The organism is Rhizobium changzhiense, assembly GCF_013087625.1.
GTDB lineage: Bacteria > Pseudomonadota > Alphaproteobacteria > Rhizobiales > Rhizobiaceae > Rhizobium > Rhizobium sophorae.
In genome coordinates this window covers 16045-40188 of the sequence record NZ_JABFCQ010000005.1, presented here as the reverse complement: position 1 = coordinate 40188, position 24144 = coordinate 16045, and the positions used below count along the sequence as shown (strand labels likewise).

20 protein-coding genes are annotated in these 24144 nt (G+C 62.0%); 3 read left to right on the top strand and 17 right to left on the bottom strand.

Features of this window, described 5'->3' with window-relative positions; genetic code table 11:
• From addA to G9X68_RS23055, 11 genes are all read right to left on the bottom strand, one after another.
• Complete coding sequence (gene addA, locus G9X68_RS23105) at positions 1-3567, bottom strand: double-strand break repair helicase AddA (RefSeq protein ID WP_171604394.1); 3567 nt, start codon at positions 3565-3567, stop codon at positions 1-3.
• Complete coding sequence (addB, locus tag G9X68_RS23100) at positions 3560-6754, bottom strand: double-strand break repair protein AddB (protein WP_171604393.1); 3195 nt, start codon at positions 6752-6754, stop codon at positions 3560-3562. The genes addA and addB overlap by 8 nt, the downstream gene beginning before the upstream one ends.
• Positions 6755-6757: 3 nt before the next feature.
• Positions 6758-7489: a nucleotidyltransferase family protein gene (locus tag G9X68_RS23095; protein WP_171604392.1), complete on the bottom strand. Its 732-nt coding sequence runs from the start codon at positions 7487-7489 to the stop codon at positions 6758-6760.
• Between the two features lie 13 nt (positions 7490-7502).
• On the bottom strand, positions 7503-9020 hold the full coding sequence (gene tsaE / locus G9X68_RS23090) for a tRNA (adenosine(37)-N6)-threonylcarbamoyltransferase complex ATPase subunit type 1 TsaE (protein WP_171604391.1): 1518 nt from the start codon (positions 9018-9020) through the stop codon (positions 7503-7505).
• On the bottom strand, positions 9017-11602 hold the full coding sequence (locus G9X68_RS23085; RefSeq protein WP_171604390.1) for a sensor histidine kinase: 2586 nt from the start codon (positions 11600-11602) through the stop codon (positions 9017-9019). Before G9X68_RS23085 ends, tsaE begins: the two co-directional genes overlap by 4 nt.
• 203 nt (positions 11603-11805) lie before the next feature.
• Positions 11806-13206: an adenosylhomocysteinase gene (gene ahcY / locus G9X68_RS23080; RefSeq protein WP_011649859.1), complete on the bottom strand. Its 1401-nt coding sequence runs from the start codon at positions 13204-13206 to the stop codon at positions 11806-11808.
• Between the two features lie 157 nt (positions 13207-13363).
• Positions 13364-13639 (bottom strand): HPr family phosphocarrier protein, encoded by a 276-nt coding sequence (locus G9X68_RS23075; protein ID WP_003544133.1) that lies wholly within the window; start codon positions 13637-13639, stop codon positions 13364-13366.
• A gap of 9 nt (positions 13640-13648) precedes the next feature.
• Positions 13649-14050, bottom strand: a complete 402-nt coding sequence (locus tag G9X68_RS23070; RefSeq protein ID WP_003544139.1) for a PTS sugar transporter subunit IIA — start codon at positions 14048-14050, stop codon at positions 13649-13651.
• A 150-nt stretch (positions 14051-14200) separates the two neighbouring features.
• Positions 14201-14653 carry an HPr kinase/phosphorylase gene (locus G9X68_RS23065; RefSeq protein WP_171604389.1) on the bottom strand — a complete coding sequence of 151 codons (453 nt, stop codon included), beginning with the start codon at positions 14651-14653 and terminating at the stop codon, positions 14201-14203.
• Positions 14650-16440, bottom strand: coding sequence for a sensor histidine kinase (locus G9X68_RS23060; RefSeq protein WP_171604388.1), 1791 nt, complete (start codon positions 16438-16440; stop codon positions 14650-14652). Before G9X68_RS23060 ends, G9X68_RS23065 begins: the two co-directional genes overlap by 4 nt.
• A gap of 185 nt (positions 16441-16625) precedes the next feature.
• A complete protein-coding gene (locus tag G9X68_RS23055) occupies positions 16626-17360 on the bottom strand; it encodes a response regulator transcription factor (protein ID WP_003544146.1) in 735 nt (244 codons plus the stop codon).
• Between the two features lie 337 nt (positions 17361-17697).
• Between G9X68_RS23055 and G9X68_RS23050 the strand changes: the two genes are divergently transcribed.
• The 3 genes from G9X68_RS23050 (at position 17698) to G9X68_RS23040 (ending at position 20479) form a co-directional block, all read left to right on the top strand.
• On the top strand, positions 17698-19308 hold the full coding sequence (locus tag G9X68_RS23050; protein WP_171604387.1) for a phosphoenolpyruvate carboxykinase: 1611 nt from the start codon (positions 17698-17700) through the stop codon (positions 19306-19308).
• A 108-nt stretch (positions 19309-19416) separates the two neighbouring features.
• A complete protein-coding gene (arfB, locus tag G9X68_RS23045) occupies positions 19417-19860 on the top strand; it encodes an alternative ribosome rescue aminoacyl-tRNA hydrolase ArfB (RefSeq protein WP_025396530.1) in 444 nt (147 codons plus the stop codon).
• A gap of 1 nt (position 19861) precedes the next feature.
• Positions 19862-20479, top strand: a complete 618-nt coding sequence (locus G9X68_RS23040; RefSeq protein ID WP_171604386.1) for an alpha-ketoglutarate-dependent dioxygenase AlkB — start codon at positions 19862-19864, stop codon at positions 20477-20479.
• 9 nt (positions 20480-20488) lie between these two features.
• Here the strand turns inward: G9X68_RS23040 and coaA are convergent, their stop codons facing one another.
• Genes coaA through G9X68_RS23010 form a run of 6 tightly spaced genes read right to left on the bottom strand, consistent with a single transcriptional unit; the run spans position 20489 to position 24099 of the window.
• Positions 20489-21484, bottom strand: a complete 996-nt coding sequence (gene coaA, locus G9X68_RS23035) for a type I pantothenate kinase (protein WP_171604385.1) — start codon at positions 21482-21484, stop codon at positions 20489-20491.
• Complete coding sequence (locus tag G9X68_RS23030; protein ID WP_171604384.1) at positions 21481-21804, bottom strand: phosphoribosyl-ATP diphosphatase; 324 nt, start codon at positions 21802-21804, stop codon at positions 21481-21483. Before G9X68_RS23030 ends, coaA begins: the two co-directional genes overlap by 4 nt.
• 16 nt (positions 21805-21820) lie before the next feature.
• Entirely contained in the window at positions 21821-22609 is a 789-nt protein-coding gene (gene hisF, locus G9X68_RS23025) for an imidazole glycerol phosphate synthase subunit HisF (RefSeq protein WP_171604383.1), read from the bottom strand.
• Positions 22610-23356, bottom strand: coding sequence for a 1-(5-phosphoribosyl)-5-[(5-phosphoribosylamino)methylideneamino]imidazole-4-carboxamide isomerase (gene hisA, locus G9X68_RS23020; RefSeq protein WP_171604382.1), 747 nt, complete (start codon positions 23354-23356; stop codon positions 22610-22612).
• A 6-nt stretch (positions 23357-23362) separates the two neighbouring features.
• Positions 23363-23920, bottom strand: a complete 558-nt coding sequence (locus tag G9X68_RS23015) for a hypothetical protein (RefSeq protein ID WP_171604381.1) — start codon at positions 23918-23920, stop codon at positions 23363-23365.
• Positions 23917-24099 carry a hypothetical protein gene (locus tag G9X68_RS23010; RefSeq protein WP_029768237.1) on the bottom strand — a complete coding sequence of 61 codons (183 nt, stop codon included), beginning with the start codon at positions 24097-24099 and terminating at the stop codon, positions 23917-23919. The genes G9X68_RS23015 and G9X68_RS23010 overlap by 4 nt, the downstream gene beginning before the upstream one ends.
• Positions 24100-24144 lie beyond the last annotated feature (45 nt).

The following is a 24144-nucleotide window of genomic DNA, read 5'->3' as shown; positions in this document are numbered from 1 at the left end:
TCACTTTGTCTTGACCGCCGCAAGCGCCAAACCGAGCGCCTTTTCGCTTAGTGTGAAGAGCGAGGCGTTCTCGGTATAGACAAGCATGCAATCGATACGCTTATCAGGATAGAGCGGCGCCAGGATCTCGCGATAGATCGCCAGCTGCGCCCGGTGCGCGAAGGGGATAGCCTCTTCTGTTGTCGGCGGCACCCGATTGGTCTTGTAGTCGAGAATGACGACGCGATCGGCAAGGACGGCAAGCCGGTCGATGCGGCCGGAGACGGCATAGCGCCGATCGTCGAGCGTCAATGTTCCCATAATCGAGACCTCGGGCTGGGCCTGCGCACCGAGGACGGCCTGCAAACCTTCCTCGTCCAATAGTTTCAGAACCGAATCGACAAGCTTGCGCCGTTCCCCTTCCGGCCAGAATCGCGCCGCGCGTTCGGCATAGCGGCTTGCCGCATCAGGCCGCTCGGCAGACGGAATTTCGGGAAGCGCCTGCAGCATGCGATGGATCAGCCTGCCCTTCTCCAGTGAACGATCGCTGCGCTCCTTCTCACCGAACAGCGGCGAGACGACCAGCAGGCCGCCTTCATCTTCATCGACGATCGTCCCGGCACCGGAAGGACTGAGCGGCCGGGGCAGCTCAGCCTGCGGCGGCAATGGCCGCAACAGGCCGTCCGGCAAAATCTCCTCGCTGCCGCGCTCCTCGCTGCCGCGCTCTTCGCTGCGATCGATACGCTCGAAGCTTCGTTCCACCCGCGGCACCCGCCATTTGATGCCCGGCCATTCCCCATCGGGACCGGAGAATGTGGTCGCCTCCACATGCGGATGGTCGTCGCTGAGTGCCGCCGAAATCATCATATGCCAGGTGTCGTTATTCACACGCACGCCACGATAGCCGCAGACGACCAGCCGGTCGGCGGCTCGCGTCATGGCGACATAGAGCAACCGGCGGTATTCCTCTTCCGCCAGCATCTGGATACGTGCGGCATCGTCCTGGGTCAGCGAATTGGAAAGATCCGAGACAGGAACCCAGACGGGCATTGGCGGCTCGTCTGGGCCGGTCTCGATCAGGCGAAGCTTCGGAAGATGGGTATGGGTGAAGGCCTTCGAACCACCATCGACGAGGAAAACGATCGGTGCTTCAAGACCCTTGGAGGCATGCACCGTCATGATTCGCACCTCGTTGCGCCCCTTGTCCTGCTCGCGCTTCATCACCGGAGCTTCGAGCTCCAGCGTCGAGATGAAGGATTGCAGCCCGGGAAGGCCGGAGCTCTCATGGTCGAGCGTGAAGGTCAGGAATTCGTCGAGGATATCGCTGACCTCGGTGCCGAGACGGGCAAGGAATTGCCGCCGCCCGCCATAGCTGCCCAGCACGCGCGCATAGAAATCATGGACCGACAGGCTCCTGGAATGCCGGAGAAACAGCTCCAGCCTCTCGACGGCAGCGCGGAAACGCTCGGTGCCGTCGGCGGCGAAGCTTCTGAGATGGCTCCAGACGCTTTCATTGTCGCCGCGCAACGCGGCGATCGCGAAGATGTCGTCCTCCGAGAGATCGAAAAGCGGGCTCTTGAGCACGGCGGCGAGCGAAAGATCGTCTTCCGGCAGAAGCAGGAAACGGCCGAGCGCCAGCAGATCCTGCACGGCGATATGGCTGGTCAGCACTAGCCTGTCCGCACCGGCGACGGGAATATCGCCGCGGCGCTTCAACGCGCGCGTCAACGCATTGACGAAGGCGTCGCGCTTGCGCACCAGCACCAGGATGTCGCCGGCCTCGATCAGGCGCTCCTTGCCTTTGTCGACAATCGTCTCGCGGCCGACGAGTGTGCCGATCGAATGGGCGATCCGCCGCGCGAGGATTGCGGCCGGCGCGCTTTCCGGCGTCGCATCGAAGGGCGCCGTCCAGTCCTCCTCCTTCACCACCGCTTCCGGCGCAACCATCTCCCAGAGATCGACGGCGCCGGGATGCCCGATGCGGCTGGAGCGATGCACGACCGGTTCGCCGAGCGCGCTGAGGCCGCGCGCGTTCTCCGGCGCCTTGAAAATGTGGTCGACGGCCTCGAGCACGTCGGCGGTCGAGCGGAAGGAGAGCGGCAGCCGCACGGAAGAAAAGCTCTGCCCGCTATCGGAAACGCGCCGCCGCGTCCGGTCGCTCTCCTCGGAAAAACGCTCAGGCCGCGCCCCCTGGAAGGAATAGATCGACTGCTTTTCATCGCCGACGGCAAACAGCGTGCGCACGATCGGCCGGGCGCTTTCGCCGGAGAAGAAATCTTCGGCGAGCGACTGGATGACGCTCCACTGGATCGGGCTGGTATCCTGCGCCTCGTCGACGAGGATATGATCGATACCCCGATCAAGCTTGTAGTGGATCCAGGGGCCGACGCCACTTTTCGTCAGGAGGTCGGCGGCGCGGGTGATCAGGTCCTCGAAATCGAGCTGGCTGCGTTGCTTCTTCAACTCCTCATAGTCGTGATTCAGCCGGTCGGCGAGCACGAGCGCCGCATGCGTGGCGCCGTACATCCGCATCAGTTTCAGCCGGTCGCGGCTTGCTGCGACATGCGCGCGGGCAATGGCGATAGCCCCCGCCAGCTGCGGTGCCTCGGCAAGCATGGCCTTGACGAGGAATTGCGAGTCCGCCTTGGGCTCGCCCTTCACTGTCAGCAAGATTTTCTCGAGGATCTCAGCGCGCCTTGCGTCATCGCGCTCCCGCCCGGCGAGCCTGAGGCCATAGGCAACCTCCTGCGCCTTCGCGCCGCCTTTCTGGTCGGCGAGCGAAAGATAAAGCTCCAGCGTGCCACCCGAAAGCTCCGGCAAAGGCCAATATTGCGCCGCGATCCTGTCTTCCGTGTCGCCGGCGGCAAGGCCGAGCCTCTTGCGCAGAACCATTTCCACGCCGCCTTGCTGTTCGGCCGTCGCCGTGAAACGACGAATGGCATTGCGGTTGGCGACGATGTCGCCGAGCAGGTTCTCCAGTCCGGATTCGTCGCCGAGATTGAGCACGTAGGCGAATGCCTCAGCAAGGGCGCTGTCTTCGTCAGGCGCGGTTGCCGTCAGCAGCGCCCGGCGCGCATCGGAAAGCAGCGCCACCGCCGCGCGATCGTCGAGAACCGAGAAATGTCCGGCAACGTTGGCCTCCAGTGGGAACTGATGCAGCAGCGCCTCGCAAAAGGCATGGATCGTCTGGATCTTCAGTCCGCCGGGTGTCTCCAGCGCCTTGGCAAACAGCCGGCGGGCCTCGGCAAGCTTCAGTCCGTCGGGAGCTGTACCCTCGATCTGCGTGATCCGCCGGCCGAGGTCTTCATCGTCAAGCACCACCCATTCCGCCAGCCGTTCGAAGACCCGGTTCGACATTTCCGATGCCGCAGCCTTGGTGTAGGTGAGGCATAAAATGGCGGAAGGCCGCGCCCCGGCAAGCAGCAGCCGGATGACGCGCTGTGTCAATACATGTGTCTTGCCGGAACCGGCATTGGCCGAGACCCATGCCGAACGCAGTGGATCGGAGGCAATCGCCTGCTGGATCGTCGTCCAGCCGATCCAGGCGCCGGGATCGTCGTCGTTGGGAAGGGCGGTCACATCACTCATCACCGCCGCCCTCTTCGGTTTCGGCGGTCGACCATTCGGAGACGCGGGCAAGATGATCATAGTCGCCGCCGAAATCGAATTGCTGGGCCGGGATCAGCCGCGAAGTGAAGCCTCTTTCGCTGGATTGCAGCAACCCCGCGAATTTGACCAGCTGGTCGATCGATTCGGCTGCGAGATCCATCGCCGATTTCGCCTTGTCGCTGCGCGCCGAGCTCTCGTTGTTGACGGTATCGACCTGGAAGCGGCTTCCGGGTCGCAGACGCACATAGAGAAGGTCCTGCGGCACGAGGCTGCCGGCATCACGGAAGGCGCCGGCACTCAAGGCCGCCGCTTCGAGCGCAAGCTGCGGATCGAGAAGCACGCGCGCCTGCGCCGGCGAAGGATTGTAGCCAGTCTTGTAGTCGATAATGTCGGCCGAATGCGGTCCTGTTATGTCGATCCGGTCCGCGACGCCGGTGAGCCGGATATTGATCGACTCCAGCTCCATGCCACCCCGTACTTCCGTCAGCGTTTTCAGGATGCCATGCCGGCGTCCAGCCTCCCATTCGAGGAAGGCGCGGGCCACCGCGCGAAAGCGCGGCCGCCATACGGCATCGATATGAGGCGGCAACTTTTCCATGTCGAAAAGCTCGGAAAGAATGCGCTCCATCGCCGCTGCCGCATCCGGCGTGCCGGCGATATGGGCTTCGCGAATGAAACGGTCGATGATCTTGTGGTAGAGCGTCCCGCGTTCGGCCGCACCCGGATCGCGATTGAACGGATCGAGGGGGTCGAGCCGCAGGATGCGACGGGCATAGATGGCATAGGGATCTCGGCGCAGCCGGCCGACTTCGCTGAAGGAATAGGATTTCGGCTGCAGCGCCAGCGGCGGTTTCGGCGAGGGTCGTTGCGCTGGCGCCTGAGCATCTCCCCGATCGATGAGACCGGCCCATTGGAGAAACCGGTTGCCGCGGCCCTTCAATTCCGCTTCGAACGCCTCTCCGCCCAGCGCCAGCAGCCGCTGCAGCCAACGCGAGGCAACGGTCGGCGTTGAGCCCTGGCGTAGCGCGCGCGAATAGATCAGATGGCGCGTACCGTTTGCCATCTCGAAATCATGCGCCAACTGGCCGATACGCCGCTCCGGCGGCTCGAGGCCGATCTCCGTCTTCATCATTCGCGGAATGAAGGGATTGTTGGCGGTCTGTCCCGGCCAGGTGCCTTCGTTCAGGCCGCCGAGGATCAACGTATCGACGCTCTGCAGGCGGGCTTCCAGCGTGCCGAAGATGAAGAGCCTCGGATGGCTGAGCGCCCGTGGCTTCACCGCATGACCGGCAGCAAGGGCTGCCATGATGTCGATCCATTGCGGTCCGTCGGCCTCCATCTGGCCGTTGGTGTCGATCACTTCGCTGAGCAGGGCGGCGAGAGCGTCTCCCGCTTCGTTGGACCAGAGATCGGCGAGATTTCCTTGCGGATCGACCGCGACCGCTTCAAGCGAACGGCCAGTGCGCTCTGCCCATTCGGACAGTGTGAAGCGCACTGTTCTTCCGCGATCTTCCGGCCGGTGCCGCATCAGCGCCGAAGCCAGAGGCTCGGTCGCTTGTGCGACCCGGCGGGCAAGGTCGTATGCGGCGTCGGCGGCCTCAGGCAAAAGCGCTTTTCGCCATTGCGGCGCGTGCCTGTCCAGGGCCTGTTCGGCAAGTTGGTGCGTGAGCAGCGGTTCCAGCGCACTGATATCCACCTCTGCCACGCCGCCGCGCAGTGCCAGCAGCTCGAGCGCCTCGGTAGCGGAAATCAGTGCACCGCGCTCCAGGCCGAAGCGGGCAAGCGGATGTTTGAGCAGCGAGACGATCGCCACCGGATCGCCCGGCCGCAGCGCTGCTTCCAGTAGCAATTGCAGAAGCGTGCCCTGCGGCATGGCTGAAAGCGGCGTACCCGCCGAATCATCGGCGAGGATGCCGAAGCGCGAAAGCTCAGCCATCACCCGCCGAGCGAGACTGCGGTCCGGCGTGATGAGGGCTGCCCGGCTTTCGCCGTCCAGTCCCAACCTCTCCAACGCCAGCCTGAGCGCGATGGCAATCGCGGTTGCTTCCTCGCGCTCATTGGCGGCTTCAATCAGCGAGACATCAGAGAAGGCCGAAGACAGCGCGCCTGCCGGCAGGTCGGTTTTCCAAGCTCCCCAGTCACTGGTCGCCTCCGCCGGAGCAAGGGCCCGCGACAGGATTTCGGCACGCCGCTCAAGATCGGCCTCCGGTCTGTCGAGGAGCGTGACGTCGGCCCGCGTCAGCTTCAGCCGCTTGAGCAGAGACGACAGACCATATTGCGGATGGCTCCGGCTTGCCGGATTGGCATGTTGGCCTGGCACCGGTTCCCGCGCGACCATCTGCCAGTGCTTCTCGGGCATGGAGAGATCGAGGCCCGGAAGCACGATCACGCCTTCCGGCAGATGGGCGACGGCGGCAATGAGATCGGCGGTGGCGGGAACGGAACCCGTCGAACCGGCGATGATGATCGGCCCGGCGGGTTTCGTTGCCGAAAGCCGGCTTGCTTCGGCCCGGAGAATGGCGTTTCTGTGCCGCGCCGGCGAGGATTTGCCGAGTTCGGACAGCCGCTCCGGCCAGAAGGCGCTGGCGATCTGCAGGAATTCCGCCGTCAACTGCCACCAGGCGGCATAATCGCCGGTATCGAGTTTCGACAGCTCCGACCAATCGAGATCCTCGGTCTCGATGGAATCGATCAGCTCGGCAAGATTGCGGGCGAGCCAGATCGCATCCGCCGGGCTTGCCGGCGCGACGAGCGGCGAGTCCGAGTGAATGTGGCGGACGATCTCCGGCAGCTTGTTTCGCCAGGCAAGGATCAAACGCGCAAGCTCCAGCAGACGGGCGGTATTCGACAGCGGCTGGGCGAGATCGATCGTTGCCGGCAGCGCCTCGTCGAAATAGCCGCTATCGTCATCGGTTTCGCCGAGCGGACGGATGACGGGGAGAATCGCCGAGTGGCCGCCGAGCAGGTCGACGAATTCGGACCGTAGCACACGCACGGCGCGTCGGGTCGGCAGGTAGATCGTTACTTTGGCAAGCGATAGCGGATCATCGGTGTCGTGCCGGAAAATCGGCGTCAATCGGCCGTCGCAAAGTGTCGTCGCCAGCGTTTTCAGGAAGGAGAGGCCTGCCGGGATCGTCAGGATGCGTGGCTGGTGCCGCTCCGCCATGGCTTACGCAAACGTCCGTAATCGCCGGATCGTTTCCTCCGCCTCGCCGATCGCGTCGGGCGTGCCGACCGTTAGCCAGTGGCCTTCGAGCACGATGCCGAAAAGCCGTCCGCGCGCGATCGCCTTGTCGAAATAGATATTGAGGTTGAAAGCATGCTTCGGTGCATCGTCGAGCAACGACGGGTTCATGACGATCGCTCCGGCATAGACGACGGGATTGGACGGATCGTCACGATAACGCGTCAGCCGGCCATCGGTTGCGAGGCTGAAGTCGTTCTTGCCGTTGTGACCCGTCGTATCCTCGATCGCAACACAAAGCAGCGCCATATCCATGCGTTCGGCATCGAAGAATCCGGCTAAGCGTTGTAGATTCGTCGGCCGCCCCGGCTGTTCGCCGATCCAGAAGAGATCGGCATTCATGACGAAGATATTGTCGCGGGTAAGTAGCCTCAGCCCCTTCGCCAAGCCGCCGCCGGAATTCATCAGTGCGTCCCGCTCGTCGGATATGACGATGTCGAGGCCGTGATAATTGCCGAGATGGTCGAGCATCTGGTCGGCGTGGTGGTGAACGTTGACGACGGCGCGTTCGATGCCGGCCGCCACCAGCGAATCCAGCGCGTAGTCGATCATCGGCTTGCCGTCGATCTTCACCAGCGGCTTCGGGATCTTGTCGGTGATCGGGCGCATGCGGGTTCCGAGACCCGCGGCCAGTACCATGGCTTGTCTGATGGTCATTCTGATCCGGAACTTATGATTCGCTCTCGCCTATTCCAGCCCTTGCGCACCAATCGCGCAAGGGGGCAAGCGCTTCATGCTCGAGCGCGACGTTCAGGTAGCAAAGCGTGCGCGGCATATGTTTCAGATAACCCGGCTTGCCATCGCGCTGCAACAGGCGCACCCAAAGACCGGCAAGCTTGCAATTGCGCTGGGCAGACATGATCGCCCAGGCCTTCATAAATCCGGCCTCGTCGAAACCGCCCTGTGCGCGGCGAAGCGTCAGATAATCGTCCATCAGCTGCCGGAAGAGGTCCGGCTCGATCGTTACGCGCGCATCCTGGACGATCGACGCAAGGTCATAAGCCGTCGGGCCGATCATCGCGTCCTGGAAGTCGATCAGGCCGATCTTGCGAATATCGCTTTCATGTTCGCGCCAGATGATGTTCGGCGAATGGAAGTCGCGCAGCAGCAGGCTCTTCTCGGCCGTTGCGAGCTCGTCGATGAGCGCGTCCCAGATCGCCAGATATTCCGCCCGTTCGGCTTCCGTTGCGGGTGCGCCCTGGCGCTTCCAGGGCAGGTGCCAGTCGAGCACCAGCCGCACCTCCATCTTCATCGCCGTGCGGTCGAAATCAGGAATATGGTGGATATGGCCCTTTCCAACGGGGATGTCCTGCGGAAATTTCAGGGCGTGCAGCCTGGCCAGGCAGGCAACGCTTTCGCGATAGCGTTCTATAACCGGCTGTCCGTGGACATCCAGAACGCCTTCGCTGCCGAGATCTTCGATCAGCAGTATACCCTCGTTATAATCCACCTTGTAGACTTCGGGCGCTGCAAAACCATCCTTGCGCAGCGTATCGGCGATTGCCACGAACGGATAGGCGTTTTCGGCAAGATGCGCGACTTTGGGATAGGGTTTGCCGTCGAGAACAGGCGGGCCTTCAGCAAGCGGCGGCCAGTCCATCAGGATGATGCGTTGGTTCCCGGCTTGCGGATAGATCGCCTCATAGGCGCGCAGCGAAGCGTCGCCGGTCAGGAAGCGGCGTCTCGCTTCGGGATAACCTGCACCGTCAAGGAACTCGCGGATCGCCAGGACACGGCGGATGCGTGAATCTTGCGCGCCCGCGGCTCTGATTGTCGCCCGGCGGCCGTTGCCCTCATGTTCAAGTGTCAGCGCGATGCGCTCCGCGGGCAGTTCGCTCCCCGCCATCTCCGGCCATTCGACGAGACAGATACCGTTCTGCAAGGCCTCGTCGAAGCCAAGCTCCGTCAGTTCGGCAGGATCGCCGAGCCGGTAGAGATCGAAATGCGAAACGGCGATGCGCAGATCGTAGGATTGCACCAGCGTGAATGTCGGGCTCGGGACCTCGAGCCCCTCGTCATCGGCCATGGCGCGCAGAATCGCCCGGGCGAGCGAGGATTTCCCCGCGCCGAGATCGCCGGAAAGGGCAAGGCAATCGCCGGCCTTCAGGGCCAGCGCCAGGTCTTCACCGAGGCGGATGGTGGCCGCCTCGTCTTTCAGGAAAAGCGAGATCGCATCATTTGTCGTCATTCGGCGGCAGCGGAATGCGGTACATCGACCGAGGGGATACGGCAGACGACGGTCGTGCCCTTGCCCGGTTCGCTGTCGATCGTCACATCGCCATGATGCAGACTGACGAAGCTGTCGACGATCGAGAGGCCGAGGCCGGCGCCGCCGCGTTTGCCGCTTTTCGCTCCCGTGGCAAAACGGTCGAAGACGGTCGCGATCATGTCAGGCGAGATGCCGGGGCCGCGATCGCTGACGGCGAAGACGAAGTCCGTGCCTTCGCGATGGCATTCCAGCGAGATCGAGGTGCCTTCGGGCGAGAAATTCGCCGCATTGGACAGAAGCTTCAGAAGGATCTGCTTCAGCCGCTGCGGATCGGCGACGATCGAGCCGAGATAGGCCGGGGCGGTAATTGCAAGCGCCACACCGCTTTCGTGGAGGCGATCTGCGATCTGCATCGAGACGTCGTCGAGCAGGTCGTTGAGATCGATATCCGCATAATTGAGACGCATGATGCCGGCGTCGACGGTCGCAAGGTCGAGAATATCGTTGACGAGCGTCAAGAGAACCGAGGACGAGGTCGAGATGTGGTCGATATATTCGGCCTGCCGTTCGGTAAGCGGCCCGACGCCCTGCGTGCGCAGGAGATCGGTGAAGCCGATGATGTTGGTCAGTGGCGAACGCAGTTCATAGGAAACGTGCTGGACAAAGTCGTTTTTCAGCTCGTCGGCCTTGCGCAACGCTTCGTTCTTCTCGGTCAGCGCGCGCTCGGCGCGCACGCTGTCCGTCATGTTGACGAAGGTCAGCATGGTCTGCGCGTTCGGCAGCGGGATGACGGCGTAGTCGAGCACGAGGCCGGAGAAGAGTTCCAGCGTTCCCTGGCCCGAGCGGCGTTCGTCGTCGAAGCTGGTGATCAGTTCCGCGAAGGTCTTCCAGCCGTCCGGCCGGTCATAGGACGGCGCGCAGGCCTCGCCTAGCGCACGGATATGGGTGCCGGGCTTGGCTTCGGTTTCGGTGATCCCCCAGAGCGCGCGGAAGGCCGGGTTGGAAAGGCGGATGCGTCCATCAGGACCGAACACCGCCACACCCTCGGAAAGGTGGTCGATGGTTTCGCCCTGCACCTTGACCAGCGTGTTGTAGCGCGTTTCGAGGTCGACCTGCTCGGTCAGGTTTTCGAACACCCAGGTGGCGCCACCCTGCGGATGGGCGGTCGCAAAGACGCGCAGCGTCTGCCCGTTCGGCAGGTGCCAGAGATCGGATTGCGTGTCGAGCGCGCGATAGACCGAAAGCGCGGCTTCCTTCCAGCTTTTCCAGTTGAGCTGGTCCGGCAGCTTCTTGGCCGCTCGCAGCCGCTCGAGCAACTCGCTATTGTCCGGTCGGCCTTCGAGGAAGGCGATATCCAGCTCCCAGAGCGCGACGAAGGCCTGGTTGTAGAATTGCAGCCGGCGGTCGCCGTCGAAGATGGCAACCGGCGTAGCGAGATGGTCGAGCGTTTCGGCATGGCTCTTCAGCGTCCGTTCCAGCTCGGCGCGCACGGCCTCTATGTCGGACACATCGATCGCGATGCCGGCCGAGCCGCCGGGAACCCTGACGTCGACGACATCGAAGAATGTGCGGTTGCCGCGCACGACCGTCGAGATCTTGTCGTGGAAGGGCGATTCCGGCGTCGTCGTGGCGCGAATGCGTTCGCGAGCCACGGTCGTCAGCATCTCGCGGCCTTCATTGATCGCCTGCTGCGGCGACCGCGCTTCGACCGCCTCGCCATAAGCCTGGTTGACCCAGGTGAGGCGGCCCACCGGATCGCGCTGCCAGGCCGGCATGTCGATCGCGTCGAGCATGGTCTGGAAGGCCGAGATCGAGGTCATCAGCCGGTCGCGCTCGATCCTGAGCTCTGCGAGCTCGGCGCGCAGATTGTTGAGCGCCACGAAACGGACGAAGGCCCGCCCGCCGGAAACCCGGCCCTGCGCCTCCAGGATTTCGTCGCGGATGGTTTCGACCACCATGTCGAAGCTCTGCGCCTCGTCGCGCAGCCGGTCGATCGCCTTTTCCAGCTCGGAAGCCGAACGTGACTTCAGCCACAGGCCGAAGGCCAGGAATTCGCCGTCTTGCGGCGCGCCGGTCTCAGGCGGAAGCTGGCCGAGCAGTTCGGGACGCGCATTGCCGTCCCAGATGACGATCCGCCGGTTCTTGTCGGCGATCAGAGCCTGGTATTGCGAAATGCGCTGCTGGGCATCGGAGAGCGCCGAGCGGATTTCCCGGCTTTCGTTTTCCAGGTTGCCGCGCTGACGCACGAGCCACAGCGTCGACAGTAGTGCTGCCGATATGACGCCGATGACGACGGAAACACCGATCACCTGCGAGGATGTGAAGTGGTGAGCCGTGGCCGCCGCCTGCTGCTCCGCCTGTGCCAGAGCCGGCCGCGCCAAGGCCGCGAGCGCGGTGCCGGCCGCGCAGCTTTTCAGGAAGCGCGCCAATGGTCCGTGCTCTTGCTTTACGGCCTCGTGCGCCGTTGCTGATTGATATCCTTGGCCTGCCATGAGCGGGCGGCGATCGGCGCGAGCGCCATCATCCGCCTGACCGGGCAGGCTGCTTTTCATTTCCGACATCCGCGGTATGTCTCCGTCCTTCAATGTGCCGCATTACGACAAGACATCCCATTTTCGCAGCGGTCGGACAGGGTCCGGCGCCACGAATCAAGTCTTAAAACAATACTTCGGAAGGGAATCGGCGGGAAGGGAGCGTCCAAAAAATAAGCCGCGGCATTTGTCAATGCCGCGGCTTCTACATCTTGTGGATATTAACGATCAGATCAATATCTGTAGTGGTCGGACTTGAACGGGCCCTTCGGCGAGACGCCGATATAGGCTGCCTGTTCCTCAGAAAGCTCAGTCAGCTTCACGCCGAGCTTGTCGAGATGCAGGCGGGCGACCTTCTCGTCGAGGTGCTTCGGCAGGATATAGACCTGGTTGGAATACTGGTCGGGCTTGGTGAAGAGCTCGATCTGCGCCAGCGTCTGGTTGGTGAACGAAGCCGACATCACGAAGGACGGATGGCCGGTGGCGTTGCCGAGGTTGAGCAGACGGCCTTCGGAAAGAAGGATGATGCGATTGCCCTTGGGGAATTCGATCAGGTCGACCTGCGGCTTGACGTTGGTCCACTTGAGATTGCGCAATGCAGCGACTTCGATTTCGTTGTCGAAGTGACCGATATTGCCGACGATCGCCATATCCTTCATCGCCCGCATATGGTCGATGCGGATGACGTCCTTGTTGCCGGTGGTGGTGATGAAAATATCGGCCGAAGAAACGACGTCCTCGAGCAGAACGACTTCATAACCGTCCATCGCAGCCTGCAATGCGCAGATCGGATCGGCTTCGGTCACCTTGACGCGGGCACCGGCGCCGGAGAGCGAAGCGGCAGAACCCTTGCCGACGTCGCCGTAACCGCAGACGACGGCAACCTTGCCGGCCATCATGACGTCGGTGCCGCGACGAATGCCGTCGACCAGCGATTCCTTGCAGCCATACTTGTTGTCGAACTTCGACTTGGTGACCGAGTCGTTGACGTTGATCGCCGGGAAAGGCAGCAGGCCCTTCTGGCTGAGCTGGTAAAGGCGGTTGACGCCGGTCGTCGTTTCCTCGGTGACGCCCTTGATCGCGTCGCGCTGCTTGGTGAACCAGCCAGGCGAAGCGGCAAGGCGTTTCTTGATCTGTGCGAAGAGGATTTCCTCTTCTTCGGAATGCGGGTGAGACAGCACGTCCTCGCCGGCTTCTGCACGGGCGCCAAGCAGGATGTACATGGTGGCGTCGCCGCCGTCATCGAGGATCATGTTGGAAAGGCCGCCATCGGCCCACTGGAAGATCTTGTCGGTATAGACCCAGTAATCTTCGAGTGATTCGCCCTTGATGGCGAAGACAGGCACGCCGGAAGCGGCGATCGCGGCAGCGGCATGATCCTGCGTCGAGAAGATGTTGCACGAGGCCCAGCGGACTTCGGCGCCGAGCGCGACCAGCGTCTCGATGAGCACGGCCGTCTGGATAGTCATATGCAGCGAGCCGGTGATGCGCGCGCCCTTCAGCGGCTTTGTCTGGCCGAATTCGGTGCGGCAGGACATCAGCCCCGGCATTTCGGTTTCGGCGATCGTAATTTCCTTGCGGCCGAAATCCGCAAGCCCGATATCGGCGACGACATAATCTTTTTCAGTGCTCATAGAGGCCTCCAGGCTGAAAAACGTCTCAAAATTGGCGCAGGCGCGAAGATGACCCGCGTGCAAGCGCACGGCATGTCCGCCGTTTAGCAGGCTTCGCCGGTGATGGCAATAAGGATATAAAGAAGTCTTTATATGTTTATATGAACTCGATCGGAGCTCACATCTCCTCGCCGAACCTGTTCTGGATCAGCTGGTCCAGGGCCTCCAGCGCTTCCTCGGCCTGGCTGCCGCTTGCCGAAACGACGACGCTCGAGCCGGGGCTCGCTGCAAGCATCATCAGGCCCATGATGGAGGTTCCGCCGACCGTCATTCCATCCTTGGAAACGGTGATGGCGGCATCGAAGGTCTCGACCATCTGCACGAATTTGGCGGAAGCGCGCGCGTGAAGACCGCGCTTGTTGATAATGAGGAGTTCCCGGGAGAGCGATGTCATGAATGCCCGTTATTTTCCGCTGAGCACACGGCTCGCGACATTGATATATTTCCGCCCGGCTTCGGAGGCCTCGACCAGCGCCTTCTCCATGTTGTTCTCGCCGCGCACGCCGGCAAGTTTGATCAACATCGGCAGATTGACACCGGCAATGACTTCGGTATGGCCGCTGCTCATGACTGATATGGCGAGATTGGACGGCGTGCCGCCGAACATGTCGGTCAGGATGACGACGCCGTGGCCATCATCGGCACCGGAAACGGCTTCCAGAATGTCCTGCCGTCTCTGATCCATGTCGTCTTCGGGGCCAATACAGACCGTCTCGATGAATTTCTGAGGACCGACGACGTGCTCGACAGCATGACGAAACTCTTCAGCCAGCTTGCCATGAGTGACAAGCACAAGTCCGATCATGATATTACTGCTCCCATATACGCAAACGGTGGCCCCAATATCGCAACGCAGCAATTACGTCCACCGGTGGGGGCACATCTTGGCTATGAAAAGCCGAAGTGCAAGATAAAAATGCGAATATATAAGGCAGATTGACTAATCCGGAAGGCCTCAGCGCCCGATATCCGGCACTTTTGCCATCAGGATCGCAAGGGGTGAGGAAACGCCTGTGAGCAACCGCAATGCGGGAAGCGAAAAATCGGCGGCAAGGCTCACCATTTCGCCCTCGGGAGGCACCCGATCTTCACCGGTGGCGGTGCCCGGAAGCACGGCATAATGCATGGCCGCTCTTGGAATATGGTCCTGACGAACGATGCCGGTGCCGCGAAGTTCGATCAGCCCGGTGATCGACGGCGGGCATGTGGCGATCACCGCTCCGGCCTCTCTTGAGAGAAGGACCTGGTCGTCGGCGACCAGCGCCGTGAAAAGCCCGAGCCGGCGCGCCTCGGTCATGCAGGTGAAGGCCAGCATCGATTTTCCCCAGCCGGAGGGGCCGCTGAACAGCAGCCCCGTCTTGCCGACGACGATCGCCGTCGCATGGACGTTGAAAGCTGCCTCGGTCATGCTGCGGCGCCGATTGGCAGAGAGAGGATGAAGCGCGCGCCGAGTATATGCCCGCTCTCGGCATCGGTGATGTTTTCGGCTCTCAGCGAACCGCCATGCGCTTCGGCGATCTGCCGGCTGATCGACAAGCCGAGCCCCGAATTCTGGCCAAAGCCTTCCGCCTCCGGCCGGTCCGTATAGAAGCGTTCGAAGATACGGTCGATATTTTCCGCCTGGATGCCGGGGCCGTTGTCTTCGATCGTGGTGACGCAGCGCGAGCGTGTCCGCACCAACCGCACGGTAATCTTGCCGCCCTTTTCCGGCACGAAAGAGCGGGCATTCTCGATCAGGTTGGCGATGATCTGGCCGATGCGTAGATCGTGGCCGTTGACGACGAAGCGCGTCTTGACGTTCGGCTTGCGTTCGATCGCATATTCGATTTCCACCTGCTTCTTGGTGCTCCTGACCTGGCGCGAAACCTCGATGAGGTCGCGCAGCAGCACTTCCATGTCGACGGAGCCGGCATCGACGCGTGCGAGTTCGGCGTCGAGACGGGAGGCGTCGGAGATATCGCTGATCAGCCGGTCGAGGCGGCGGACATCGTGCTGGATGACGTCCATCAGCCGCTTCTTGGAATCGTCGGATCGGGCAAGCGGCAGCGTTTCGACGGCGCTGCGCAGCGAGGTCAGCGGGTTCTTGAGCTCGTGGCTGACATCGGCCGCGAAACTCTCGATCGCATCGATGCGGTCGTAGAGCGCCGTCGTCATCTCGCGCAATGCGATGGAAAGGTTGCCGATTTCATCCTGGCGGGCAGAGAAGTCGGGAATTTCCTCACGCGTCTTGGCACCGCGGCGGACGCGGATGGCGGCTGCCGAAAGACGGCGCAGCGGATTGGCGATGGTCGACGACAGCACCAGCGAAAGCAGCACGTTGACGAGTGTCGCTACGCCGAAGACGCGCATGATGGCAAGCCGCTCGGCATGGACGATATTGTCGATATCGCCCGCCTGCGTCGACAACAACAGCACGCCGAGCACGGCGCGGAAGCGCTGGATCGGCACGGCGACGGACACGATGAGTTCACCTTTTTCGGTGGTGCGCACGACTGCGCCGCGCACGCCGGTGAGCGCATTCATCACTTCGGGATAGATCGAGCCGTCGCCGCCCGGCGCTTCCTTATAGAGCGGCAGATTGCCGGGCTGCAACGCCTTGTTGAACAAGGTGGCGAACCACTCGCTCCAGGTCTGTTTCTCTTCTTCCACCGGCGGCAGGTCGAAGCGCAATACCTGGCCGCGCGAATAAAGATGGCGCGAATCGAGCAGCAGGTTGGCATCGGCATCGAAGATGCGGGCGCGCGTGCGCGTCGGCGAGATCAGCCGGCGCAGGACCGGCGCGACCTTTTCGGGATCGATCGGGAATTCGAGATCCTCGTCGTTCGGCACCGGAGTGATGCTCTGGCCGGCCTGCAGCTCGAGCAGCTTCTGCGGATCGATGGTAATCGAGTTCGTATCGACCGACGCGGAGGCCGAAACGGCGCCGGCGATGATTTCGCCCTGCGTCAACAGGCTTTCGGCGCGGGCGTCGATCAATCCCTCGCGGAACTGGTTAAGGTAGAGGATGCCGCCGACGAGCACTACCAGCGCGACGAGATTGAAGAACAGGATACGCCGCGTCAGGCTCGAAAAGACGGCATTGCCGAAGATGCGGCGGATCAGGGTGAAGGGATGCGACCAACGGCGGCCACGAACGCGACGGGTGCTCACGCCCTCCGCATCGTCGATATCCCTTTCCTGCACCAACTGTGCCAATGACAGGCCCTTTCGAAGAGCGGGGCCGGATGGACCGGCCCGCAGCCCTCAACATTTCCGACAGCGCCGCGCGTCTTTTCAGACGCGCCAAGGACGCTGTGACATTTTGAACTGCTGCATAATTTGACCCTTAAACCGATGCCGATTTAGGAAATTATGCAGGAGCGCGCTGCGCCGCTTGGGGCTCAGGCTGCTTCGCGGAAGCGGTATCCCACTCCGTAGAGTGTTTCAATCATATCAAAGTCGGTGTCGACCATCTTGAATTTCTTGCGCAGCCGCTTGATGTGGCTGTCGATGGTCCGGTCGTCGACATAGACCTGTTCGTCATAGGCTGCGTCCATCAGCGCGTCGCGGCTTTTGACGACGCCGGGGCGCTGCGCCAGCGAATGCAGGATCAGGAATTCGGTCACCGTCAGCGTCACGGCCTCGCCTTTCCAGGTGCAGGTATGGCGTTCCTGGTCCATGACCAGCTGCCCGCGTTCCAGCGAGCGGGCCTGCTGCACCGCGCCGGTCTTCGGCGCGCCGGTGGGGCTGGTGCCGGCGGCGGCGGCTTCGCGGCTTGACGCGCGGCGCAGGACGGCGCGCACGCGCTCCACCAGCAGGCGCTGCGAAAAAGGTTTGGTGATGAAGTCATCGGCGCCCATCTTCAGGCCGAAGAGTTCATCGATCTCCTCATCCTTGGAGGTGAGGAAGATGACGGGAATATCCGACTTCTGCCGCAGGCGGCGCAGCAGTTCCATGCCGTCCATGCGCGGCATCTTGATGTCGAAGATCGCCAGCTGCGGCGGTCGCGCCAGCAGGCCGTCGAGCGCCGAAGCACCGTCCGTATACGTCTCGACCTTATATCCTTCGGCCTCCAGTGCGATCGACACCGAGGTGAGGATGTTGCGGTCGTCATCAACGAGCGCGATTGTCGGCATGGTGTTGGTCTCCGTCATCAGTGCGCAATCTCCCGGATTTGCTCTCCCCAGGCGGTCTCAGTGACCGGATGCGCTTATGGAGGATAAAGGTGGAACAAATTGTGGCAAAGATAAAGAGGAGGATTGCCGTAAAATTCGCCAGCAATCTTAGGTAGTGCGTCTGAATGTATAAACGCGACCCATTCAAACGATTTAAAATTAAGACAATAAATTTAAATCGATTAATTGTTTGATATCACTGCATTTTCTCAGGTTTTCCATCTTGTGTTTTAAAATTTCTGCCCGTATTTTCGCGATTAGTTTTAACGGCAACGAGCCTGAGCGAAGGGAACTAGCCATGGAAATGTTCGGAGTTCATAACCCGGCAATAGAGCTGGCAACGGTGGGATTGGGCGGCGCAGCCAGCGTTCGCTACAACTTTTCCGCCGCCGCGCTCTATGAAGAAGCGATCCGCCGGGGCGAAGCCGAACTGACCGCTCAGGGCGCATTGCGGGCTATCACCGGCCAGCACACCGGCCGTTCGCCGCGCGACAAGTTCGTCGTTCGCGATGTCAATACCGATGGCGAAATCTGGTGGGACAACAACAAGCCGATCTCGCCGGAGCATTTCGCCGTGCTGCGCGACGATATGCTGGCGCATGCCGCGGGCAAGGAGCTTTTCGTCCAGGATCTCGTCGGCGGCGCCGAGGAAGGCCATGCTCTGCCGACCCGCGTCGTGACCGAATTCGCCTGGCATTCGCTGTTCATCCGCAATCTGCTGATCCGCCCTGACACCGCAGCGCTGTCCGGCTTCGTGCCGAAACTGACGATCATCGATCTGCCGAGCTTCAAGGCCGATCCGGCCCGCCACGGCTGCCGTTCGGAAACGGTGATCGCCTGCGATCTCACCAACGGTCTCGTCCTCATCGGCGGCACCTCCTATGCCGGCGAAATGAAGAAATCGGTCTTCACCGTGCTCAACTACCTGCTGCCGGCCAAGGGCGTGATGCCGATGCACTGCTCGGCCAATGTCGGCCCGGACGGTGACGCGGCGGTGTTCTTCGGCCTTTCCGGCACCGGCAAGACGACGCTTTCGGCCGATCCGGCCCGGACGCTGATCGGCGATGACGAACACGGCTGGAGCGAAAACGGCATCTTCAACTTCGAAGGCGGCTGCTACGCCAAGACCATCCGCCTTTCGGCCGAAGCCGAGCCGGAAATCTATGCAACAACGCAGCGCTTCGGCACCGTGCTGGAAAACGTCGTGCTGAACGAAAGCCGCGAGCCGGATTTCGACGACGGGTCGCTGACCGAGAACACCCGCTGCGCCTATCCGATGGACTTCATCCCGAACGCGTCGGAAACCGGCCGTGCCGGGCATCCGAAGACGATCATCATGCTGACCGCCGATGCCTTTGGCGTCATGCCGCCGATCGCCCGATTGACGCCTGATCAGGCGATGTATCACTTCCTCTCCGGCTACACCGCCAAGGTGGCCGGCACCGAAAAGGGTGTCGTCGAGCCGGAAGCGACCTTCTCCACCTGCTTCGGCGCGCCTTTCATGCCGCGGCATCCGGCCGAATATGGCAATCTGCTCAAGGAGCTGATCGGCCGTCATGGCGTCCAATGCTGGCTTGTCAATACCGGCTGGACCGGCGGCGCCTATGGCACCGGCAAGCGCATGCCGATCAAGGCGACGCGTGCGCTTCTCGCTGCCGCCCTCAGTGGCGAACTTGGACAGGCCGAATTCCGTGCTGACACGAACTTCGGCTTCGCCGTACCGGTCTCCGTCGACGGTGTCGATGGCAGCATTCTCGATCCGCGCTCGACCTGGGCCGACAAGACAGCCTATGACGCACAGGCCGAAAAGCTGGTCTCGATGTTCATCGCGAACTTCGCCAAGTTCGAAAATCATGTCGACGGCGGCGTCCGTGATGCGGCCCCCGGCGTAAAGGTCGCTGCCGAATAAGCAGATCAAACCTCTGACTCACGTGAAACCCGGCATCGCAAGATTGCCGGGTTTTCCATGTCACAGCCGATATTTTCAATTCGCCGCCGATGTGACATAGAACGCCGCATGGCCAGCGACGCGCTTTATATCGATGACAGGATCACCATCGCCGGATGGGAGCTGACGGAACAGTTCGTTCTGGCGGGCGGTCCCGGCGGGCAGAATGTCAACAAGGTCTCGACCGCCGTCCAGCTGTTCTTTAACATCGCGAATTCGCCGTCCCTCAATGATCGAGTCAAAACCAATGCGATCAAGCTCGCCGGCCGGCGTTTGTCGAAGGAGGGCGTGCTGATGATCGAGGCGAGCCGGTTTCGCAGCCAGGACCGCAACCGCGAGGATGCGCGCGACCGGTTGAAGGAACTGATTCTCGAGGCCGCCAAGCCGCCACCGCCGCCGCGCAAGAAGACCAGGCCGACCAAGGGTTCGGTCGAACGCCGCCTGAAGGAAAAATCCGGTCGCTCGGAAGTCAAGAAAATGCGCGGCCGCCCCGGCGGCGGCAGCGGTGAGTGACATGCCGGAGCTCTTGCGCGGCATCCGCCATCTCCCCGGTTACCTCGACCGAGCGCGTCAGGAGGCATTGGCCGAGGTGATCCGCACCATCGTCGCCGAAGCACCGCTTTATGTGCCCGCCATGCCCGGTACCGGCAAGCCGATGTCCGTGCGCATGACCAATTGCGGACCGCTCGGCTGGGTGACGGACAAAGAGCGCGGCTATCGCTACCAGCCGACACACCCTGCAACCGGCAGACCCTGGCCCGATATGCCGCAGCAATTGCTCGACATCTGGAATGACGTTTCGGGTTACGACAAGCCGCCGGAAGCCTGCCTCGTCAATTTCTACTCCGACGAAGCGCGCATGGGCTTGCATCAGGACAGGGACGAACAGGATCTCGAAGCCCCGGTCGTCTCGATCTCGCTCGGCAACAGCTGCCTCTTTCGCGTCGGCGGCCTCAGCCGCAATGATCGCACGCTATCTTTCAAGCTTTCGAGCGGTGATCTGGTCGTGCTGGGCGGCGAGGGGAGGCTGTGTTTCCATGGCGTCGACCGCATCCATCCGGCGACGTCGACGCTGCTGAAGAATGGCGGCCGCATCAATCTGACCCTCCGCCGCGTCAACTCCACCGACTAACGACCGCCGCTATAGCTTTCGCAGCGCGACCTGTTCGATCAGGTGATCCTTGCCCTTTTTCAGGATGAGATCGGCGCGTGGACGCGTCGGCAGAATGTTCTGCCGCAGGTTCTTCAGGTTGATGTTTGCCCAGAGATCCTCGGCGATTTCGAGCGCTTCCCCGTCGCTGATCGAGGCATAGCGATGGAAATAGGAATTCGGATCGCGGAAGGCGGTCTCGCGCAGCCGCATGAAGCGCGTGACGTACCAGTTGTGGATCTGGTCTTCGGCGGCATCGATATAGATCGAGAAGTCGAAGAAGTCGGAGACCATCGGCACGATCTTGCCGCCGGCCGGCAGGTCGCGCGATTGCAGCACGTTGATGCCCTCGAAGATCAGGATGTCGGGCCGGTCGACGATCTTGTACTCGTCCGGCAGCACGTCGTAGACGAGGTGCGAATAGCTGGGCGCCTTCACATCCGGCCGCCCGGCCTTGATCGCCGAGAGAAAGCGCAGGATCGCACCCGTGTCGTAGCTTTCCGGAAAGCCTTTGCGCTGCATCAGCTTTTCCCGCTGCAGCACGGCGTTCGGATGGAGGAAGCCGTCGGTGGTGACGAGATCGACCTTCGGGCTGGAAGGCCAGCGCTGCAGAAGCTCCTTGAGGATACGGGCGGTGGTCGATTTGCCCACAGCGACCGAGCCGGCGATGCCGATGACGAAGGGCGTCTTCGTCACATCGGACAGGCTGAGGAAGCGGTTGCGCTGTTCAAACAGCATCTGTGAAGATTCGACATGTGCCGAGAGCAGCCGCGACAGCGACAGATAGATGCGCCGGACCTCGTCGAGATCGATCGGATCGCCCATCGAACGCAGCCGTTTGACCTCGTCGCTCGTCAGCGTCAACGGCGTGTCGGCGCGGAATTTCGCCCATTGTTCGGAAGAGAAGAAGTGGTAGGGCGAATAGGATTCCGACTGGAAATGATCCAACGCTTCCGGCACCCCGATAATCTCAGTCGCGATACTCATGAACTCTGCCGGCTGGCCTTTTCCTTGAGGCCGGACTGCGCGGTTCTGCGCTCGAGTTCGGCCATGACATTCTCTAACGGTATTTCAGCAATCTTCAATACGACCAAAAGGTGATAGAGCACATCGGCCGCCTCATAGGTCAGATTGTCGCGGTCGCCGGTTACCGCCGCCATCACGGCTTCGATCGCCTCTTCGCCGAGCTTCTTCGCCGCCTTCGACTGGCCGGCGGCCACGAGCTTCGCCGTCCAGGATTGCTCCGGTGAAGCTTTCGACCGCTCCGCGACGATGCTTTCGAGATCGGCAAGGGAAAATCCGCTCATAGGTCCGCTTTCAACTTCAGTCGAGACGCATGTCGATGCCGCACTTCGACATATAGTGCTTCGCCTCGCCGACGGAATAGGTACCAAAGTGGAAGATCGATGCGGCGAGAACGGCATTGGCATGGCCTTCCTTCACCCCGGCGACGAGATCGTCGAGGTCGCCGACGCCGCCGGACGCGATGACCGGCACACGCACCGCATCGGCGATCGCCCGCGTCAGTTCCAGATCGTAGCCGACCTTGGTGCCGTCGCGGTCCATCGAGGTGACCAAGAGCTCGCCGGCGCCGCGCGCCACCATCTTCTCCGCGAATTCGACGGCATCGATGCCGGTCGCGTTGCGGCCACCATGGGTATAGATCTCCCAGGCGCTGAGATTGTCGCCGCCGACTGCTTGCGTGCGCCGGCGCTTGGCATCGATCGAAACAACGATGCACTGGTCGCCGAACTTGTCGGCTGCCTCGGTGACGAAGTCGGGATTGCTGACGGCTGCCGAATTGATCGAGACCTTGTCGGCGCCGCACAGCAACAGCTTGCGGATATCGGCGATGGTACGCACCCCGCCGCCGACCGTCAGCGGCATGAAGCATTGGTCGGCCGTGCGCGACACGACATCGAAGATCGTCTCGCGATTGTCCGAGGAAGCGGTGATGTCGAGGAAGCAGAGTTCGTCGGCGCCGGCCGCGTCATAAGCCTTCGCGGCTTCGACGGGATCGCCGGCATCGACGAGATTGAGGAAGTTGACGCCCTTGACGACACGGCCGTCCTTGACGTCGAGGCAGGGAATGACACGGGCCTTGAGGGTCATTTACGCAGTCTCCTTTGCCCTGTTGGCCTTGATCAGCGCCAGCGCTTGCCCGGGATCGATGCGGCCGTCATACAGCGCACGGCCTGAAATCGCTCCTTCCAGCTTTCGCGCATCGGGCTCCAGCATACGTCTGATATCATCGAGCGAGGCAAGGCCGCCCGAGGCGATGACGGGAATGGAAACGGCGTCGGCAAGCGCCAGCGTCGAGGTCCAGTTGATGCCGGCCAGGATGCCGTCACGATCGATATCGGTATAGATGATCGCGCTAACGCCGGCGCCCTCGAATTTCCTGGCGAGCTCGATGATACCGAGTTCGGAGGCCTCCGCCCAACCCTCGACGGCCACCTTGCCGCCCTTGGCGTCGATGCCGACGGCGACATGATCAGGAAATTTCCGGCAAGCCTCGATGACCAGCGCCGGATTTCTGACCGCGACGGTGCCGAGAATGACGCGCCGCAGCCCGCGCGACAGCCAGGCCTCGATATGATCGAGCGTGCGAATGCCGCCGCCGAGCTGCACGGGATTGTCAGTTGCCTTCAGGATCGCTTCGACGGCGTCGCCATTTGCCGAATGTCCCGCAAAGGCGCCGTCGAGATCGACCACATGCAGCCATTCGAAACCCTGATCTTCGAAGGATCTCGCCTGGGCGGCCGGATCGATGTTGTAGACTGTCGCCTGCTGCATGTCGCCGAGCTTCAGGCGGACGCATTGGCCGCCTTTCAGGTCGATCGCGGGAAAAAGGATCATGTCGTCTTACGTCCGTAGAGTGATCGGTACCATCAGCGCATTCCACGCATCTACGATATCCGATCGGAAAAAGACAGCGGCAATGGTAGCCGCGCCGAAAAGTAGAAGGAGGAGCAGGGTGACGGCAAAGCCGGCCCGGACCTGACGCCAGAAGCCCAGGCGCCTCTTGATCGATTTCTCGATGTTTCGTACCTGGCGCAACGCATCGCTGTTGACGGCGGTCAGCCGGATCTGCGGCTCCATCGCCTCAACATAGGTTTCGGCATAACTCGAAAGGATCTGCGAGGCGCGGTCGCGCAGCGTATTGCGCAGGTCGGTCGAGAGATAATTGCTGTTGACGGCGGCAAGCTCGGCCTCATCGGGCGAACGACCGGCATTTCGCTTGCGATGGCTGAGAACGAAATCGCGCTTTTGCCGCTCGTAGAGTGCGTAGGCGAGCAGGCCGATCAGATCGTCCTCACCTTCGATATAGAATTCCAGTACGGCCTCGGCGATGTCGCTGGCGCTGACCCCGTTTTGCCGCCGGCTCGAACCGTCATTTGCGGGGAAAGAATCGTGGATCATCGGTCCAGCCTTTCTTTCAGCGCCTTGGCCGCGTTGGAAAGCGCCTTCCTGTGAATGGCTTCGTCGACACGGCGGATGATCGTGCCGCCGGGAAGCTTGATATCGGAAAAGGGGGGCAAGCCTTCCCTGGAGGGCCGCAACGTGTAGAACACCTTGCCTGATTTCCGTGAAGCCGGCATCGAACGCACTCCTGTTCCGCCTTCCATACAAGGGAAATAAGGCGG